Genomic DNA, 15,426 nt, shown 5'->3' with positions numbered 1-15,426 from the left:
CCGGGTTCCCCCGATGTTCCCCGATTCGCGCCGCCCGTACGGTGTGATCGGTGCGCGTCGGGGCAGTCGGCGGGCGTGAGCGGGACCGAAGAATCCGGTGATCGCCGCCGGCGGGGTCGTCGCCGGCTCGCCCGCGCTGCTGTCGGAGGCCGCGGCGTCAAGGATCTTCGCCATGGGCGGCTGTTTCTCCGTCGGCCAGGACGTCACCGACCGCTCCGCGCACGAGACAGCGGAAAGCCCCGCCGCGACGGGGGAACGCGGCGGGGCCTGACCTTCGACTGCCCGGCCCGGACCCGGCTCATGCCTGCCGGAAACAGATTTTTCTAAATTCCGACGGTTCCAGGCCGGAAAGGATTCCCGGAACCGTCAGTTCCCCGCGACCGGCTCCAGCACGAACACCGGGATCGCCCGGGACGTCTTCTTCTGGTAGTCGGCGTACGGCGGGTACGCGGCGACCGCGCGCTCCCACCACTGCTCCTTCTCCGCACCGGTGACCTCACGGGCCGTCATGTCCCGCTTGACCGCCCCGTCCTGGAGCTCGACAAGCGGCTCCGACTTGACGTTGAAGTACCAGACCGGATGCTTGGGCGCACCGCCCTGCGAGGCGACCACCGCGTACTTCCCGTCGTGCTCCACCCGCATCAGGGGCGTCTTGCGGATCTTCCCGCTCTTCACCCCCAGGGTGGTCAGCAGGATGACCGGCATCCCGGTGTCCATCAGGGTCGTGCCCTTCGTCCCGCCCGAGCTCTCGTACAACTCGACCTGCTCCCGCACCCAGGCGGTCGGGCTGGGCTCGTACTCGCCCTCAAGAGGCATGAGGTCCGTCCCCTTCGTCGCTGCCAAGACTGACGCCACGATTCAACACCCGGTGCGGCCCGGATCATCCACGCGACACCGAACCCCCTACCCCACACGTAATCGCCTACCCCGCGCGTTCCGGGCATGGTCCTACGCCCACCGCATCCGGCCGACACACAAGGCAGGTCACCCACGTCCCGCACCCGCGCCGTCGTCGAGGAACTGCTCCGCCGGAGCGGCGCGGGCGACCCCGGGCCGATCGCCGAGCTGTACGCCGAGGACCTCGACCGGCGGCTGAACCGGCCCGAGGACGAGCACGACCGTCCCGCCACCCCGTGGATCACCCACCGGACAGGCCGCGCCGGCGCCGCCGCCCACGTCCGGGACCTCGCCGCGCACCCCGTGCCCGGGCAGGCGGACACCCGGATCGAGCGCGTCCTCGTCGACGGCGCCGAAGCGGTCGTGCTCGGCGAGATCCGGCAGACCGCGAAGCCCACCAGGCGTCCCTATCGAGCCAGGTTCGCCCTGCACCTCACCGTCCGGGACGGTCTGGTCGTCCGGCACCACGTGTACTAGGACAGCCTCGCCGTCGCCCGGCCTTCGCGTCCTGACGTCCGTCGCGTCCTGGCGTCTTCGGCCGTCAGCCCGGCGACAGTGCCATGCGGGCCGCGAGCCCCAGCATCACGCAGCTCGACAGCAGCGCCGTGACCAGGCGCCCCCGGTGGCCGGTCAGGCCCCGGCCGAGGAGCGCCCCGCTGCCCGCCAGCAGCAGCTGCCAGCTCGCGGACGCGGCGAAGGCCGCCAGCACGAAGACACCCTGCTCCAGCGGCCGTACCGCCGTACCCGCCCGGGTGCCGACCACCAGGGCCGCGAAGTAGATGACCGTGGTGGGGTTGAGCAGCGTGATGCCGAGGAGGCCGAGATACGCCCGTGCGGGGCCTGGTACCGGCCGTTCGGCCCGGACCGCCAGCCGCCGCTCCCGGAACCGGCGCAGCGCGACCGCCGCACCCCGCACGGCGAGCGCGACCAGGACCGCGGCCGAGGCCCAGCGCAGCGGCCCGAGCACCGGCTGCAGCGCCGCCGCCAGCGCGGCGCCGCCGGCCATGGCGAGCAGGGCGTAGAGACCGTCCGCGCTGGCGACGCCGAGGGCGGCACAGGCGCCGGTCCGCAGGGACGTACGAGCCGTGAGGGACACTAGATATGTGCCGACCGCGCCGACCGGGACGGCGATGCCGTACCCGGCGAGCAGGCCGGCGACGAGCGCGGCCGTCACCGGCGTGCGGGCTCGGGCCTCCAGGAGCGCCCCGGCTGCTGCTGGCCCCGCACCGGACGGACGGTCGCGGAGGTCAGCGTCGCACAGGCGTGAGGAGTCGTCATGCGCAGATCCTCCGGCCCGCCTCGCCGCCCCGGCAAGCGAATTTCGGCGTGGAACCGTCCCCCGACCGCATGCCGTTCGGCCAGATCACGCACTTCACCGATCTGGCTGAACTTGCGGTCGCCCCATAGATGCCCCGGGCATCTAATGAAGATCGGCACGACGTACCGCATTCGTCTGCGAGGTCTTCCATGAACGAACTGACGGACCTGACGGAACCCACGACTTCTGCCCATCCGGCCGACCCCGTGGCCTGGCCGCAGGACCGGACGTGTCCCTACCACCCGCCCACCGGCTACGACCCGCTGCGCGACGGAAGCCCGCTGTCCCGTATCCGTCTCTACGACGGCCGTACCGCCTGGGCGGTCACCGGCCACGGCGCGGCCCGGGTGCTGCTCGCCGACCCCCGGCTCTCCAGCGACCGCCGGCGGGAGGACTTCCCGATGCCGAACGCCCGGTTCGCGGCGGTCCGGGAGCGCCGCAACGTCGCCCTGCTCGGTCTCGACGACCCGGAGCACCAGAAGCAGCGCCGGATGCTGATCCCGGACTTCACCCTCAAACGAGCGACCGGGATGCGGCCGGCCATCCAACGGATCGTGGACGGGCTGCTCGACAGGATGATCGCCGCGGGACCGCCCGCCGACCTGGTGAGCTCCTTCGCCCTGCCCGTGCCGTCCATGGTCATCTGCGACCTGCTCGGTGTCCCGTACGCCGACCACGAGTTCTTCGAGGCGCAGTCCCGGCGGCTGCTGCGCGGTCCGGAGCCCGCCGACTCCCTGGACGCGCGCGAGAAGCTGGAGGTCTATCTGGGCGACCTGGCGGACCGCAAGAGCCGGGACGAGGTGCCCGGCGACGGCGTCCTCGACGACCTCGTCCACGAGCGGCTGCGGGACGGCGCCCTGGACCGCGCCGAGGTCGTCTCACTCGCCCTCATCCTGCTGGTCGCCGGGCACGAGACCACCGCCAACATGATCTCGCTCGGCACCTTCACCCTGCTCCAGCAGCCCGAGCGGCTCGCCGAACTGCGCGCCGACCCCACGCTGGTGCCCGCCGCCGTCGAGGAACTGATGCGGATGCTGTCCATCGCCGACGGGCTGCTGCGCGTCGCCCTGGAGGACATCGAGGTGGCCGGCACCACCATCCGCAAGGGCGACGGAGTCCTCTTCGCGACCTCGGTCATCAACCGTGACGAGTCCGTGTACGACGACCCCGACACCATCGACTGGCACCGCCCGACCCGTCACCACGTGGCCTTCGGCTTCGGCATCCACCAGTGCCTGGGCCAGAACCTGGCCCGTGCCGAGCTGGAGATCGCCCTCACCACCCTGTGGGAGCGGCTGCCGGACCTGCGGCTCGCCGCGCCTCCGGAGGAAATCCCCTTCAAACCCGGCGACACGATCCAGGGGATGCTGGAACTCCCCGTGACCTGGTAAGAGGCTCCTGCCATGCACATCGAGATCGACCAGGACGTCTGTATCGGCGCCGGCCAGTGCGCCCTGACCGCGCCGAACGTCTTCACCCAGGACGACGACGGCTTCAGCACCCTGCTCCCCGGAAAGGAGGACGGCGGCGGCGACCCGCTGGTCAAGGAGGCGGCCCGGGCCTGCCCGGTACACGCCATCACGGTCAAGGAACCCACGGGCTAGGCAGTCGGCGGCGCGTCCAGTACCGCCAGCTCCAGCCCTCGCAGCAGCGCCGGGTCGGCGACCACCTCGTAGGCCGCCACCCGGTCGCCCTCGACGGTGACCCGCAGGACGTACAGCAGGCGTCCCCGCGGGGCGACGGCGAGGCCGACCCGGCCGTCGACCAGGACCGGTACGGCGAACCGGGCGCGCCGGCGCAGCAGCACGGTGCCCTCCGCGACCGCCGGGCTCCCCGCAGCTCCGCCGGCGACGCCCGGCGGTCGTCAGCCAGGCGCCGAGGTTGTCGATCCCGGTACCGCCCGCCCGGCTCAGCCGCAGCCAGGCCTCCTGGACCGCGTCCTCGGCGTCGCCGGCCGAGCCCAGCATGCGGTAGGCGATCGCCCGCAGCCGCTCGCGCGGTGCCTCGAACTCCGCCGCCAGTTCGTCGTGCCCGTCCATTGGTCACCTTTCCGCTCCGTGCTCCGTCACCCCGTCGACGAACCCGAACCGACCGGCCTGGACGGCTCGTCTCGGCGTCCGCCCCGAACACCTCTGGACGGTGGCGGCCGAGCTGACCCGCGTCGACGTGCTGCCCGTCCTGGCCGGTCAGGAGGAGACCGCCGCCGCCTCACTCGCCGCGGCGCGCGCCGAGCTCTCTCGGCTCGTCGCCGCCGTGGGCTGACCTCACCCGGCGCGCAGCAGCACCCGGGCCGCCTCGCGCGCCTCGGCCGCCGGCGCCGTGCTGCCGGTGATACCGGCGGTGACCATCGCCCCCTCGGCGAGCAGGAACAGCGGCCCGGTGAGCCCGGCGTCCAGCCCGGCGCCGGCCACCAGCTCCGCGAGGTAGTCCCGGAACGCCCGCTTGTGGCCCCGCACCTGGGCCACCACCCGCGGGGAGGTGGCGCCGAGCTCGCCGTACGCGTTGATCCACGCGCACCCCCTGAAGTCCTCCTCGCCGAACCAGGTCTCCAGCCAGTCGAAGACGGCGAGCAGCCGCTCCCGAGGGTCCTCGTGCCGCTGGACGTGTTCGGCGAGCCGTTGCCGCCAGCGCGCGTCACGCCGCTCCAGATAGGCCTCCACGAGCTGCTCCTTCGCGGGGAAGAGCTGGTAGAGCCGTTTGAGGGAGACCCCGGAGGCGCCGCGTATGTCGTCCATGCCGACGGACTGCACCCCGCGCCCGTAGAACAGCCGCTCGGCGGCGTCCAGGGCCTGCTCACGGGCCACCACGCTGTCCATGGACCACTCCTTGACGAGAGAACGTGCGTTCTCCTATGTTAGCAGCGACAGGGAGAACGCACGTTCTCCATCGAAGGACATCGAGGAGGAGACCATGACCGACCGTCCGCCCCTGCCGCCGTTCACCCGGGAGACCGCGGCCCAGAAGGTCCAGGCCGCCGAGGACGCCTGGAACACCCGCGATCCGCAGCGCGTGGCGCTCGCCTACTCCGAGGACTCCGTCTGGCGCAACCGCGGCACCTTCGTCACCGGACGGGCCGAGATCGTCGAGTTCCTCACCGCCAAGTGGGACCGCGAACTCGACTACGCGCTCCGCAAGGACCTGTGGGCCTTCGACGGCAACCGCATCGCGGTCCGCTTCCAGTACGAGTGCCACGACGCGGACGGGCAGTGCTGGCGGTCGTACGGCAACGAACTCTGGGAGTTCGACGAGCACGGGCTGATGACCCGGCGCGAGGCGAGCATCAACGACGTCCGGATCGAGGAGCACGAGCGCCGCCTCCACGGCCCGCGCCCGGAGTCCGAACACGGCCTGTCGTTCCCGCTCCGGTAGAACCCGCATAGGGTTCCCGGATGACCGATGAGACCGCGAAGCCCTTCCTCTACCTGGTTGTCTGCGCGGCCGGCATCGCCGTCGGCGTCGGCAAACTGATCACCGCGGCGCAGGAGCGCGGCTGGGAGGTCGGGATCATCGCCACACCGGTCGCCATGAACGGGTTCTTCGACACCGCCGAGGCCGAGGCGCGCACCGGCCGCCCGATCCGCTCGGCCTGGCGCAGGCCCGCCGACCCGCGCCCCTTCCCGCCGCCGGACGCGGTGGCCGTCGCCCCGGCCACCTTCAACACCGTCAACAAGTGGGCCGCCGGACTCGCCGACACCCTGGCCGTCGGCACCCTGTGCGAGGCCCTCGGCCTGGGCGTCCCGATCGCCGTGCTGCCCTGCGTCGCGGACGCCCTGTCCGCCCACCCCGCCTACCAGGAGAGCCTGGCCCGGCTGCGCGGACTGGGCGTCCGCTTCGGCGACCCGTACGCCGGCGAGCCCGAAGCGGACGGCGGGCGCCCCGAGTTCGCCTGGGCACGGGTACTGGACCTGCTGGAGCGGGACTGACGGCGTCCGATTGCGGCGCCGTCCCGAGAGACCGGACAGCCCGTAGACGTACGCTCGGCTCTGTACGACGTGATCTCGACGGCGGGAGACAACGATGGAGTACGTGAAGCTCGGCCGCACCGGTCTGGACGTGTCCCGGATCTGCCTCGGCTGCATGACCTACGGCCTGCCCGACCGCGGCACCCACGAGTGGACCCTCGACGAGGAGGCGTCCCGCCCGCTGATCCGGCAGGCACTGGACGCGGGCATCAACTTCTTCGACACCGCCAACGTCTACTCCGACGGCACCAGCGAGGAGATCGTCGGCAAGGCGCTGCGCGACTTCGCCCGGCGCGACGAGATCGTCCTCGCCACCAAGGTGCACGGCCGGATGCGCCCCGGCCCCAACGGCGGCGGCCTGTCCCGCAAGGCGATCCTCTCCGAGATCGACCACAGCCTCGGCCGCCTCGGCACCGACTACGTCGACCTCTATCAGATCCACCGCTTCGACCACGACACGCCGATCGAGGAGACCATGGAGGCGCTGCACGACGTCGTCAAGGCGGGCAAGGCCCGCTACATCGGGGCGAGTTCGATGTACGCCTGGGAGTTCTCCAAGGCCCAGTACACGGCTGAGCTGGGCGGCTGGACCAAGTTCGTCTCCATGCAGAACCACTACAACCTCCTCTACCGCGAGGAGGAGCGCGAGATGCTGCCGCTCTGCGCCGACCAGGGCGTGGGCGTGCTGCCGTGGAGCCCGCTGGCCCGGGGCCGCCTCACCCGCGACTGGGGCACGGTCACCGAACGCAGCGCCACCGACAACTTCGGCAACCGCCTCTACCAGGACGGCGACCGCGCGATCGTGGAGGCGGTCACCCGCATCGCCGACGACCGTGGCGTCCCCCGGGCCCAGGTGGCACTGTCCTGGCTCCTCCACCAGAACACGGTGACGGCCCCGATCATCGGAGCGTCCAAGCCCCGGCACATCGAAGACGCCGTAGCGGCGGTGGAGTTGGAGCTCAGCGACAAGGAACTCGAAGAACTGCAGCAGCCGTACGGTCCCCATCCCATCTCCGGCCACTGAAACGCGCCCCGTTTTTTGCTTTTGAGGGGCGCGGGGCTGTATTCGATTTGCGGCTACCGCCGGGTGGGCGCGACCAGCCCCCACCCACCCGCAGCCGAATCACAGCCGTTCTGTCCCGCAAGGACCACCCCCTTCGCTCTCGAGCAACGGGACACGATCCCCGGACATCGTCAACGTCCGGTAGTACCCCCCGATCCGCACCGCCGACCGTCCCACGTAGTGCCCGATGAACGACCGTCGGAACCGCCCTGCGGAGCGGTTCGGCTGTGACCCGTGCACCAGGCTCCCGTTGAAGAACAGCACATCTCCCGGCCCCATATCGACCGGCACCGCCGCCAGCCCCTTCGGTGGTGCCACGTACTCCCGCGCGAAGGACAGCTCCGCGTCCGACTCCTCCGGGCAGAACAGATCCATCCGATGCGTCCCCGGCACCACCTGGAGACCGCCGTTCTCCCGGTCGATCGCCTCACAGGCGATCCACGCCGCGACACACGTCCCCGGTTCCACCCGCAGATAGAAGTTGTCCTGGTGCAGCGCCTGCCCCCGGGCCCCCGGCGGCTTGAAGTAGAACATGCTCTGCGCGGCCAGCACCTCCTCCCCGAACAGCCCCTCCAGGATCACCCGCAGCCGCGCGTCCAGCAGAAACCGCCGGGCGAGCGCGCTGATTTCGTGCGGCTGCATCACCCGGGGATACCGGTGCAGCGGATCAGCCGTCGGCCCCGGCTCGAAGTGCCCCGGCACGGCCCGTCCCGCCGCGTGCAGCGCCGCGAACTCCGCGCACAGCCGGTCGATCTCGTCGTACCCGAACAACCCCCGTACGACGGTGAACCCGTCCTCCTCGAACTGTCGCAGGACGGTGGTGTCGTTGCCCGTGACTGTCATACCCGCGCTCCTCGGTCCGGTGTCCTGGCCTGTCACGCTAGGACGACGCACCCGCGGAGAGGATGCCCATGAGCGCTGAGGAACTGCCCGGGACTGCTGTCCCGGCGCCACCGCTGGGCATGGTGGTCACCGGCCGCTACGACCAGGGACCCGGCTACCGGGTCAACCGCCCGAAGGGGTCGAGCAGTTGGCTGCTCACCTGGACCACGGACGGCCGTGGTCTGCTCCGGCAGGGCGCCACCCGGATCCTTGCGCGTCCCGGAGACCTCGTCGTCCTCGCCCCGGGCATCCCGCACAGCTACACGGTCGGGCCCGGCGCCGGCCGCTGGCGTTTCTGGTGGACCCACTGCGAGGCCCGCCCCGCCTGGGCGCAGTGGCTGGGGCCGGGTGCCGTGGGCGACGGCGTCTACGCCGTCGGCGCCCCGGGCGCACTGCACACCCGGATCGAGGCCGCGTTCCACCGTGTGCTCGCCGACTCCCGCTGGACCGGCACCGGCGCGCCGCCCGCCCCGGCACCCGGCGACGACCCCGTCGCCGTCGCGCACGGCAGCGCCGCGCGCGAACTCGCCCTGTGCGCGCTGGAGGAGGTCGTCCTGCTCGCGACGGCCGGCGCCCACCGGACCCCGCCCGGCCCGGACGACCGGGTGCGGCGCGCCGAGGAACTGATCGCGGCCGACCCCGGCGCCCCGCACACCGTCGGCTCGCTCGCCGCGCGTGTCGCGCTGTCTCCGTCCCGGTTCGCCCACCTCTTCACCCGTCAGACCGGCGTGGCACCGATGCGCGCGTTGCGCGAGGCCCGGCTGCGACACGCCGTTCGGCTGCTGGAGAGCACCGACCTGACCGTCGAGCGGGTCGCCGCCGCGTCCGGATTTCCCAGCCCGTTCCACTTCAGCCGGGTTTTCCGTGAAAGATACGGTGTCCCGCCCGGTGCCTACCGCTCCGGTGAACGTCCGTAATCCATCCGGCTATTGGTTCATGGGCGCCGAGGAGCCGGCGGCTTGCGCAGGTCGGGCCGTGGTTCAATGGTTCATGCCGATCGCGGGGCGGCCGGCGGTGAATCCCCGTGCCAATTGCGATGTCGATACAGCGACACAGTGCGAACTCGCTCATTGACGATTCGTCAAATTAACCCGTGGTCCAGGCAATGCGCAAAACCCCGGGATCCCTTGTTCTGCCCTGCTGGCCTGTGCAAAGGTGTGGCGTGTCGGCATGCGGACAATTATTTACACCCGCATGCGCGAGGCCGCTCCCGTTCGCCCCCCACGCTTCAAAAGAGCAGCCGACGGCGGATGCGCGAGCGCCGAACCCCCAACAGGCCCATCCGATCAAGGTATCGGCCGGGTCGTATACCGGTTGCATACCAGACGGTATGGGCCGAATCCCGCGTTGCGTCTGGAAGGAATGCAGTCGTGAATGACGCAGGCCTGGGGAATTCCCCTACCCCCGCCCGGCCGTTCGACGTCACCGACGAGGAGCTCAGCACCGAGCTCAAGCAGTGGACGGGCACCGCGCCCGCCCTGCATCCCGTCGGCGAACTCCTCGACCGGCACTGGGAAGCGGCCTTCGCCTACGCCCGTCTGTGCACCGACGGGACGCGCGGCGCGGGAATGCTCACCACCGCCGCATTCACCCGCCTCTTCGGCGAATCCCTCCGCCAGACCGGCCCGACTGCCGCCTGGCGCCCCCAACTCCTTGTCACCGTCCGCCGTATCGCCGCCGAATGGGACAACGACGGGCGCGGCGAACTGCTGCACCCCGAACTGCGCGCCCAAAAGGGGGAGCGGGTCGCTTCCCGGCTGCTCCCGCCCGCGAACCGGCGGCTGCTCTCCCGCGCCTTCCAGCGGCTGACCCAGTCCTCGCGCGCCGTGCTGTGGCACACCGAGGTCGAGTCGGAGCCGCTGTCGACCCCCGCCGGGCTGCTGGGCCTCGACGAGCAGGACGCGCAGGTCGAGTTGCGCCGGGCCCGCGAGCGGCTGCGCGAGGAGTGCCTCCAGGTGCACCGCGAACTCGCCCACGAGGACGAGTGCCAGCGCTACGTCCGGATGATCGACGTGACCTTCCGGCGCGGCGGGGTCGACGTCGACCGGGACCTCCAGCAGCACCTGAACGGCTGCAAGCACTGCCGCTTCACCGCCGACCAGCTCCACCAGTTCAACGGAGGCCTCGGTACAGCCCTCGCGGAGGCCGTGCTCGGCTGGGGTGCCCATGCCTACCTGGAGTCCCGGGCGGCGGGCCGCATGGCGGAGCCCGCCGAGCCGGTGGCCGCGGCCGTCGGCGGATTCGTCGGAGGACCCGCGGGCGGATTCGCGGGCGGTGAGGCCTTCGCGCCGGGCAAGGACCTGGTGGTGCACCCCGTCGCCTCCCGGCGCGCCGCGCAGCGCGCCGCCCGCCGGGTCCGGGTCCGGCGCCGCAACCTCGCCGTGGCGGTGGGCACCGTGAGCGGACTGGTCGTGCTGCCGCTGGTGCTGTGGGCGGCGCTCGGCTCCGGCGACGACTCCGGCTCGTCCGCCTCCGCCAAGCCCTCCGCCACGCCCGGTACCGGCAGGTCCACCTCGGGCCCGTCCTGGATCGGCACCAGCCAGACCACCCAGGGCACCCTCCGCGGCCGGCTGCACAACATCGCCTCAGGCCTCTGTATCGGCGTGGTCGGCAAGCAGGCCGTCAAGGGCGCCGAGACCGAACTCGCCGAGTGCTCCTCGGCGGCCAGCCAGCAGTGGACGTACGACAGCGACGGGCTGCTGCGCAACGGCGCCGACCCCGGCCTCTGCCTCGACTCGCACCTCGGCTACTCCGTCCAGCTCGCCCCGTGTTCGTCCGCGACCGGGGCCGGCGGCCGGAGCATCCGCTACGACTTCACCCTCCAGGGCGCTCTGGTGCCCCGCTGGGACCAGGACCTGGCGCTCGCCCCGGCCGCCACCGACGGCGGTGGCGCCCTGGTGGTCAAGACCCGGACGAACATCAGCGCCCAGCGCTGGGTGATGGACACCTCCCAGCCCGACCTGCAGATGCAGATCGTCAACTGGGACGCCGAGACCACCCCGACCCCGACCGCGGCCGCCACCCCCACGACCAAGTCCGCGAAGACCCCCACAGCGACGCCCACCCCGTCGGCGTCGCAGACGACCGCACAGCCGACGCCGTCGAGCACCACCGGCTACAACCCGTGCGCCGACTACCCGGGCTACTGCTACGGGGGCGGCCAGTACGGCGGCGGCTGGGGCGGCGGAGGCTACGGGGGCGGCTACGGCGGCTACGGCGGTGGCTACGGCGGCGGTCACCAGGGGCGCTGAGCCCGCAGGCTCAGCGGTGGTGGGGAGGCGGGGGCGGCATCGTCGTCAGATCGGGCGCCCCCTCCGGCCACACCAGCAGCACCGGGCAGGGCGCGTGGTCCACGGCGAACCGCACCGCCTTGCCCAGGCTGTGCGGCCCGAGCCGGGACCGGTCGCCGTCCCGGGCCAGGATCAGCAGATGGGCCCCCTCGGCGGCGGCCACCACCTCCCGCTCCACCCGCCCGGTCCGCTCCAGCCGGGTGCACGGCCGTCCCAGCCGCGCCCCGGCCGCGTCGAGCAGTTCCACCGCCGACGTCCCGCCGAGCTCCATCAGCCGCCGTTCCGGGTCCGGCTCCGAGCCCGCCCGGCCCAGCAGCCCGGCGAACGCACCGTGCGCCAGCCCGGCCACCCCCGGCTCCGCCACGTGCAACAGCACCACCTCGGACGCGGCCGGCGCATAGGAGCGCGCCGCGTCCACACAGGCGGGCCAGGTCCCCTCCGCCAGCCAGACGATCACCCGCATACGGCCTCGTCCTCCTCCCGGTCAGCTCCCGATCACCTGTAGCGCCCCCCACAGTGCCACCACCGCCGCGCCCAGCGCGGTCGGCACGGCGAACAGCCCCAGCCGGGTGAACTCCCGCAGATCCACCCCGTGGTCGTGCTGGTGCACGATCCTGCGCCACAGCAGCGTCGCGAGCGACCCGGCGTAGGTGAGGTTCGGCCCGATGTTCACCCCGAGCAGCACCGCCAGCACCGCGCTCGGCCCGGTCGGCGCGACCAGCGGCAGCAGCACCAGCACGGCCGGCAGATTGTTGATGAGATTCGCCAGTACGGCGGCCAGCGCGGCGACACCCAGCAGCGCCGGCAGCCCGGTCCCGCCCGGCAGCACCCGCCCGAGGGCGTCGGCGAGCCCGTTGTCGACGACCGCCCGCACCACGACCCCCAGCGCCAGCACGAACGCCAGGAAGGCCGGGGCCGCGGCCTTCACGACCGTCACAGGGGTGGCCCGGCGCCGTACCAGCGCCCGCCCGGCCAGCACCAGCGCACCCGCGCACGCGGCCCACGCCGGGTCGATGCCGACCGCGGAGGTGAGCACGAACCCGGCGAGCGTGCAGCCGACCGTCACCAGGGCGAACAGCGGCAGCCGGGGCGGCTCGCCGGTGTCCTTCGCCCCGGGCGCCGCAGTCGACAGGTCCGTGGCGAAGAACCGCCGGAACACCACGTACTCGGCACCGATCGCGACCAGCCAGGGCAGCACCATCAGCGCCGCGAACCGGGTGAAGCTCAGCCCGCTGGCCGCGAACGCCAGCAGGTTCGTCAGATTGGACACGGGCAGCAGCAGCGAGGCGGTGTTCGACAGATGCGTGCACGCGTAGACGTGCGGCTTCGGCCGCACCCCGGACCGGGCCGCCGTCGCGAACACCACCGGCGTCAGCAGCACCACCGTCGCGTCCAGGCTCAGTACGGCCGTGATCACCGACGCCAACACGAACACCGCCGTCAGCAGCCGCACCGGCCGGCCGCCCGACCAGCGGGCCGTCCACGCCCCGCAGGCCTGGAACAACCCCTCGACGTCGCAGAAGTGGGCGAGCACCAGGACGGCGGCGAGGAAACCGACGACGGGCCCGAGCTGCTCGACCTCCGCCCGGGCGTGGTCGAGCGAGATCGCCCCGGTGGCGATGGCCACGCCCGCCGCGGGCACGGCCAGCACCGCCTCCGGCCAGCCGCGCGGCCGGATCACGGCCCAGGCGAGGACGGCTGCGAGCAGGAGGACGGACAGGGTCTCGGCGAGAGGCGTACTCAGGGTGTGTTCCTCGGGGCGTGATCAAATGCTGCCCGCCCATGAAAGCAGACGGGCCCGGTTACGAGGACTGTGTACCCGCCGCGCCCAGGAACTCCGCCCAGCCGCCCGTCGGCTCCTGCCCCGGGTTCAGCGTGCGCAGCTTGCGCAGCACCGCCGGGTCCTGGGCCTCCAGCCACGTCACCAGCTGCTTGAAGGACACGAATCGCACATCGTCGTGCTCGGCCATCTTGCCGATCGCCTCCTCGACGGCGTCCATGTAGATGCCGCCGTTCCAGCGCTCGAAGTGGTTGCCGATGAAGAACGGCGCCCGGTTGGTGCTGTACGCCCGCTCGAAGCCCGCCACGTAGCTGTCACGGGCCTGGGTGCGCCAGGCGTCGTACTGGGTCTTGTCGCCCAGCGGGTTTCCGGCGGACTGGTTGTACATCATGTTGTAGTCCATCGACAGGACCTGGAAGGAGTGCCCGGGGAACGGTATGGACTGCAGCGGGAAGTCCCAGATCCGGTTTCCCTGCACCTTGCCCGGCCAGATCTGCAGGCCGCCGGGGGAGCTGGCGTCGTACTTCCAGCCGAGTGCGGCCGCGGTGGGCAGCAGGTTGCTCTGGCCCTCCAGGCACGGGGTGCGGCCGCCGATCAGCTCCTTGCGGTAGTCGAAGGGCAGCGGCTCCAGGTCGGTGAAGCCGGTGTTGGTCTTCCACTTGGTGACGAAGTCCATGGCCTGGTCGATCTCGCTGCGCCACTCGGCGGAGGACCAGTTGCGCACACCGTCGCTGCCGCAGAAGTGCCCGTTGAAGTGGGTGCCTATCTCGTGGCCCTCCAGCCAGGCGGCGCGCACCTGCTGGATCGTGGAGTGGATGTGGCGGTCGGACAGGTAACCGATGGCGGAGGCGCCGACCGCGTGCTGCGGCGGCCGGTACAGGTCCTTCTTCGACTCGGGCAGGGTGTAGATGCCGGAGAGGAAGAACGTCATCTTCGCGCCGTGGTCGGCGGCCACCTTGCGGAAGCGGGAGAACAGCTGGTTGCTGAGCTCGCCCGCGCCGTCCCAGGAGAACACCACGAACTGCGGCGGCTTGGTGCCGGCCTTCATGCGGGTCGCCGTCGGCTGGTGCGGCTGGGCGCCCGTGTCGGCCGTCGAACCGTCGCCGATGAGCTTCAGCGGCTTGGCCGGCGCGCCGCCCTTGCCGCTGTCGGCGGAACCGCTGCCGTTCATCGTCCAACTGCCCTTCGAGCACGCGGAGAGGGCACCCAGCGCCCCCGCCGTCGCGCCCGCCGTCAGCACCCGCCTGCGAGAGATGCCGCTCATGTCCGTCCCCGATCCGTCGTCCCGGCCCCCCGAGGAGCCGCTTTTCTGCGTGGTCTTCGGGTTCGATGGCAGGTCCGGCGAAAAAGATCGGAGCCGGCTGTGCGTGTTGCACGTCTGTGACAGTTGTGGCCCGGACATGACGAACCCCGCTGCCCGGGGGAGTCGGCAGCGGGGTTCGCTCAGGGGAGTGGTCGAGGGAGAGCCGGGGAAGCGGTCAGACGCCGGTGCCGGCGCTGAACACCGTCAGACGTACCGAGGAGGAGTTCCCGGAGACCGGGACCGCGCCGTTCTTCCAGGTCGCCTTCAACGAGTCCCGCTCGTCGGGCGGGGTGACCACCAGCGCGGCCGGGGTCGCCGTCTTGGCTCCGCTGATCTCCGGGTTGGAGAAGGTCAGCCCCGCCCAGGCGCTCTGGCCGGGCTTGAGGGTGACCGTCGCGGGGGAGCTCCCCGACTCACGCACGGGGTCGGGGCCGAGCTGGGTGCCGGACGCGTCGACGAACGCGGCGCCCGGGAAGCCGCGCACGGTGCAGGTGCGGCCCGACTTGTTCGTGAGCACGATCGGGAAGTTCTCCTGCCCGGCCCCCGGGTTGTCGGCGCCCACCGAGGCGGACAGCTCGGAGGTGTGGCAGCGCGTGCCGCTCGCGGCGGAGGTCGTCGTGCCACTGCCGCTCGTGGCGGAGCCGGTGCTCTGGGACGACGACGAGGACGTCGTGTTCTTGCCGGACGGGGCGGATCCGGTGTCCGACGTGTCCGAGCCCGCCGAGCCGCCCGTCGCGGGCGCCGCCGTGCCCGACACGGACTCCGGGGACTTCCCCGGGCTGTCATTGCCGCAGGCCGTCAGGAGGCCCAGGGCGGCGACCGTGCTCGCGAGCAGGGCCGCCCCGCGCCGCAAGGACTGGGACGTGTGCGCCATGTCTCTCCACACTCCTGGTTGTTCATGGCACGCGGGTGAGGCGTGCCTGCGGCGCTC

General features: G+C 72.0%; 19 protein-coding genes and 1 pseudogene. 10 read left to right on the top strand and 10 right to left on the bottom strand.

The features are described from left to right. Positions 1 to 97: 97 nt before the first annotated feature. Positions 98 to 271 carry a hypothetical protein gene (locus ACIRR9_RS08305; protein ID WP_403749039.1) on the top strand — a complete coding sequence of 58 codons (174 nt, stop codon included), beginning with the start codon at positions 98 to 100 and terminating at the stop codon, positions 269 to 271. Positions 272 to 366: 95 nt separating this feature from the next. Here the strand turns inward: ACIRR9_RS08305 and ACIRR9_RS08300 are convergent, their stop codons facing one another. Beyond that, positions 367 to 816, bottom strand: coding sequence for a nitroreductase family deazaflavin-dependent oxidoreductase (locus tag ACIRR9_RS08300; RefSeq protein WP_403748897.1), 450 nt, complete (start codon positions 814 to 816; stop codon positions 367 to 369). Between the two features lie 126 nt (positions 817 to 942). On the opposite strand from ACIRR9_RS08300, the gene ACIRR9_RS08295 reads away from it, so the two are divergent. After that, positions 943 to 1,374: a nuclear transport factor 2 family protein gene (locus ACIRR9_RS08295; RefSeq protein ID WP_403748894.1), complete on the top strand. Its 432-nt coding sequence runs from the start codon at positions 943 to 945 to the stop codon at positions 1,372 to 1,374. Between the two features lie 64 nt (positions 1,375 to 1,438). Here ACIRR9_RS08295 and ACIRR9_RS08290 read toward each other — a convergent pair whose 3' ends face one another. Next, positions 1,439 to 2,071 (bottom strand): LysE family transporter, encoded by a 633-nt coding sequence (locus ACIRR9_RS08290; RefSeq protein ID WP_403748892.1) that lies wholly within the window; start codon positions 2,069 to 2,071, stop codon positions 1,439 to 1,441. Positions 2,072 to 2,364: 293 nt separating this feature from the next. On the opposite strand from ACIRR9_RS08290, the gene ACIRR9_RS08285 reads away from it, so the two are divergent. Then, positions 2,365 to 3,606: a cytochrome P450 gene (locus ACIRR9_RS08285; RefSeq protein WP_403748890.1), complete on the top strand. Its 1,242-nt coding sequence runs from the start codon at positions 2,365 to 2,367 to the stop codon at positions 3,604 to 3,606. A 12-nt stretch (positions 3,607 to 3,618) separates the two neighbouring features. Continuing rightward, positions 3,619 to 3,819 (top strand): ferredoxin, encoded by a 201-nt coding sequence (locus tag ACIRR9_RS08280; RefSeq protein WP_365341982.1) that lies wholly within the window; start codon positions 3,619 to 3,621, stop codon positions 3,817 to 3,819. On the opposite strand, the gene ACIRR9_RS08275 is transcribed toward ACIRR9_RS08280, so the two are convergent. Both ACIRR9_RS08275 and ACIRR9_RS08270 read right to left on the bottom strand, forming a co-directional pair. Beyond that, positions 3,816 to 4,022, bottom strand: coding sequence for a hypothetical protein (locus ACIRR9_RS08275; RefSeq protein ID WP_403748888.1), 207 nt, complete (start codon positions 4,020 to 4,022; stop codon positions 3,816 to 3,818). The two genes, ACIRR9_RS08280 and ACIRR9_RS08275, sit on opposite strands and share 4 nt — an antisense overlap. A gap of 97 nt (positions 4,023 to 4,119) precedes the next feature. Further along, positions 4,120 to 4,182 (bottom strand): annotated as a pseudogene (locus ACIRR9_RS08270) (hypothetical protein); the annotation flags it as partial. 172 nt (positions 4,183 to 4,354) lie between these two features. Between ACIRR9_RS08270 and ACIRR9_RS08265 the strand changes: the two are divergent. Beyond that, positions 4,355 to 4,477, top strand: a complete 123-nt coding sequence (locus tag ACIRR9_RS08265; RefSeq protein ID WP_403748885.1) for a hypothetical protein — start codon at positions 4,355 to 4,357, stop codon at positions 4,475 to 4,477. Positions 4,478 to 4,479: 2 nt separating this feature from the next. Here ACIRR9_RS08265 and ACIRR9_RS08260 read toward each other — a convergent pair whose 3' ends face one another. Further along, a complete protein-coding gene (locus tag ACIRR9_RS08260) occupies positions 4,480 to 5,031 on the bottom strand; it encodes a TetR/AcrR family transcriptional regulator (protein ID WP_403748882.1) in 552 nt (183 codons plus the stop codon). Between the two features lie 94 nt (positions 5,032 to 5,125). On the opposite strand from ACIRR9_RS08260, the gene ACIRR9_RS08255 reads away from it, so the two are divergent. From ACIRR9_RS08255 to ACIRR9_RS08245, 3 genes are all read left to right on the top strand, one after another. Then, the gene (locus tag ACIRR9_RS08255; RefSeq protein ID WP_403748880.1) at positions 5,126 to 5,584 is read left to right on the top strand and encodes a DUF1348 family protein; all 459 of its coding nucleotides are present in this window, start codon (positions 5,126 to 5,128) and stop codon (positions 5,582 to 5,584) included. 20 nt (positions 5,585 to 5,604) lie between these two features. Continuing rightward, the gene (locus ACIRR9_RS08250; protein WP_403748878.1) at positions 5,605 to 6,138 is read left to right on the top strand and encodes a flavoprotein; all 534 of its coding nucleotides are present in this window, start codon (positions 5,605 to 5,607) and stop codon (positions 6,136 to 6,138) included. A gap of 94 nt (positions 6,139 to 6,232) precedes the next feature. Beyond that, positions 6,233 to 7,201, top strand: a complete 969-nt coding sequence (locus ACIRR9_RS08245) for an aldo/keto reductase (RefSeq protein ID WP_365350062.1) — start codon at positions 6,233 to 6,235, stop codon at positions 7,199 to 7,201. A gap of 99 nt (positions 7,202 to 7,300) precedes the next feature. Here the strand turns inward: ACIRR9_RS08245 and ACIRR9_RS08240 are convergent, their stop codons facing one another. Beyond that, positions 7,301 to 8,083, bottom strand: a complete 783-nt coding sequence (locus ACIRR9_RS08240) for a phytanoyl-CoA dioxygenase family protein (protein ID WP_403748875.1) — start codon at positions 8,081 to 8,083, stop codon at positions 7,301 to 7,303. Positions 8,084 to 8,151: 68 nt separating this feature from the next. Here ACIRR9_RS08240 and ACIRR9_RS08235 point away from each other — a divergent pair, with 68 nt between their 5' ends. Together ACIRR9_RS08235 and ACIRR9_RS08230 are read left to right on the top strand one after the other, a co-directional pair. Beyond that, entirely contained in the window at positions 8,152 to 9,039 is an 888-nt protein-coding gene (locus tag ACIRR9_RS08235) for a helix-turn-helix domain-containing protein (protein WP_403748872.1), read from the top strand. A 453-nt stretch (positions 9,040 to 9,492) separates the two neighbouring features. Continuing rightward, positions 9,493 to 11,373 carry an RICIN domain-containing protein gene (locus tag ACIRR9_RS08230; RefSeq protein ID WP_403748870.1) on the top strand — a complete coding sequence of 627 codons (1,881 nt, stop codon included), beginning with the start codon at positions 9,493 to 9,495 and terminating at the stop codon, positions 11,371 to 11,373. A 10-nt stretch (positions 11,374 to 11,383) separates the two neighbouring features. Here the strand turns inward: ACIRR9_RS08230 and ACIRR9_RS08225 are convergent, their stop codons facing one another. The 4 genes from ACIRR9_RS08225 to ACIRR9_RS08210 form a co-directional block, all read right to left on the bottom strand. Beyond that, positions 11,384 to 11,875, bottom strand: coding sequence for a universal stress protein (locus ACIRR9_RS08225; protein ID WP_403748868.1), 492 nt, complete (start codon positions 11,873 to 11,875; stop codon positions 11,384 to 11,386). Between the two features lie 21 nt (positions 11,876 to 11,896). Continuing rightward, positions 11,897 to 13,156: an arsenic transporter gene (locus tag ACIRR9_RS08220; RefSeq protein WP_403749024.1), complete on the bottom strand. Its 1,260-nt coding sequence runs from the start codon at positions 13,154 to 13,156 to the stop codon at positions 11,897 to 11,899. Positions 13,157 to 13,214: 58 nt separating this feature from the next. Beyond that, positions 13,215 to 14,456: a hypothetical protein gene (locus ACIRR9_RS08215; protein ID WP_403748866.1), complete on the bottom strand. Its 1,242-nt coding sequence runs from the start codon at positions 14,454 to 14,456 to the stop codon at positions 13,215 to 13,217. Between the two features lie 214 nt (positions 14,457 to 14,670). Continuing rightward, positions 14,671 to 15,369, bottom strand: a complete 699-nt coding sequence (locus ACIRR9_RS08210) for a DUF4232 domain-containing protein (protein WP_403748862.1) — start codon at positions 15,367 to 15,369, stop codon at positions 14,671 to 14,673. Positions 15,370 to 15,426 lie beyond the last annotated feature (57 nt).

The sequence above is a fragment of the Streptomyces sp. NPDC101234 genome (genome assembly GCF_044767525.1).
GTDB classification, from domain to species: domain Bacteria; phylum Actinomycetota; class Actinomycetes; order Streptomycetales; family Streptomycetaceae; genus Streptomyces; species Streptomyces sasae.
Note: the sequence above shows the minus strand (reverse complement) of the source record. Positions and strands in the feature narration are given on the sequence as shown.

Excerpts from the sequence above, each read along its gene's own strand:
- ACIRR9_RS08300 (WP_403748897.1), bottom strand. The coding sequence starts at position 816 with ATGCCTCTTGAGGGCGAGTACGAGCCCAGCCCGACCGCCTGGGTGCGG.
- ACIRR9_RS08295 (WP_403748894.1), top strand. The coding sequence starts at position 943 with ATGGTCCTACGCCCACCGCATCCGGCCGACACACAAGGCAGGTCACCC.
- ACIRR9_RS08285 (WP_403748890.1), top strand. The coding sequence starts at position 2,365 with ATGAACGAACTGACGGACCTGACGGAACCCACGACTTCTGCCCATCCG.
- ACIRR9_RS08280 (WP_365341982.1), top strand. The coding sequence starts at position 3,619 with ATGCACATCGAGATCGACCAGGACGTCTGTATCGGCGCCGGCCAGTGC.
- ACIRR9_RS08260 (WP_403748882.1), bottom strand. The coding sequence starts at position 5,031 with ATGGACAGCGTGGTGGCCCGTGAGCAGGCCCTGGACGCCGCCGAGCGG.
- ACIRR9_RS08255 (WP_403748880.1), top strand. The coding sequence starts at position 5,126 with ATGACCGACCGTCCGCCCCTGCCGCCGTTCACCCGGGAGACCGCGGCC.
- ACIRR9_RS08250 (WP_403748878.1), top strand. The coding sequence starts at position 5,605 with ATGACCGATGAGACCGCGAAGCCCTTCCTCTACCTGGTTGTCTGCGCG.
- ACIRR9_RS08245 (WP_365350062.1), top strand. The coding sequence starts at position 6,233 with ATGGAGTACGTGAAGCTCGGCCGCACCGGTCTGGACGTGTCCCGGATC.
- ACIRR9_RS08240 (WP_403748875.1), bottom strand. The coding sequence starts at position 8,083 with ATGACAGTCACGGGCAACGACACCACCGTCCTGCGACAGTTCGAGGAG.
- ACIRR9_RS08235 (WP_403748872.1), top strand. The coding sequence starts at position 8,152 with ATGAGCGCTGAGGAACTGCCCGGGACTGCTGTCCCGGCGCCACCGCTG.
- ACIRR9_RS08225 (WP_403748868.1), bottom strand. The coding sequence starts at position 11,875 with ATGCGGGTGATCGTCTGGCTGGCGGAGGGGACCTGGCCCGCCTGTGTG.
- ACIRR9_RS08215 (WP_403748866.1), bottom strand. The coding sequence starts at position 14,456 with ATGAGCGGCATCTCTCGCAGGCGGGTGCTGACGGCGGGCGCGACGGCG.
- ACIRR9_RS08210 (WP_403748862.1), bottom strand. The coding sequence starts at position 15,369 with ATGGCGCACACGTCCCAGTCCTTGCGGCGCGGGGCGGCCCTGCTCGCG.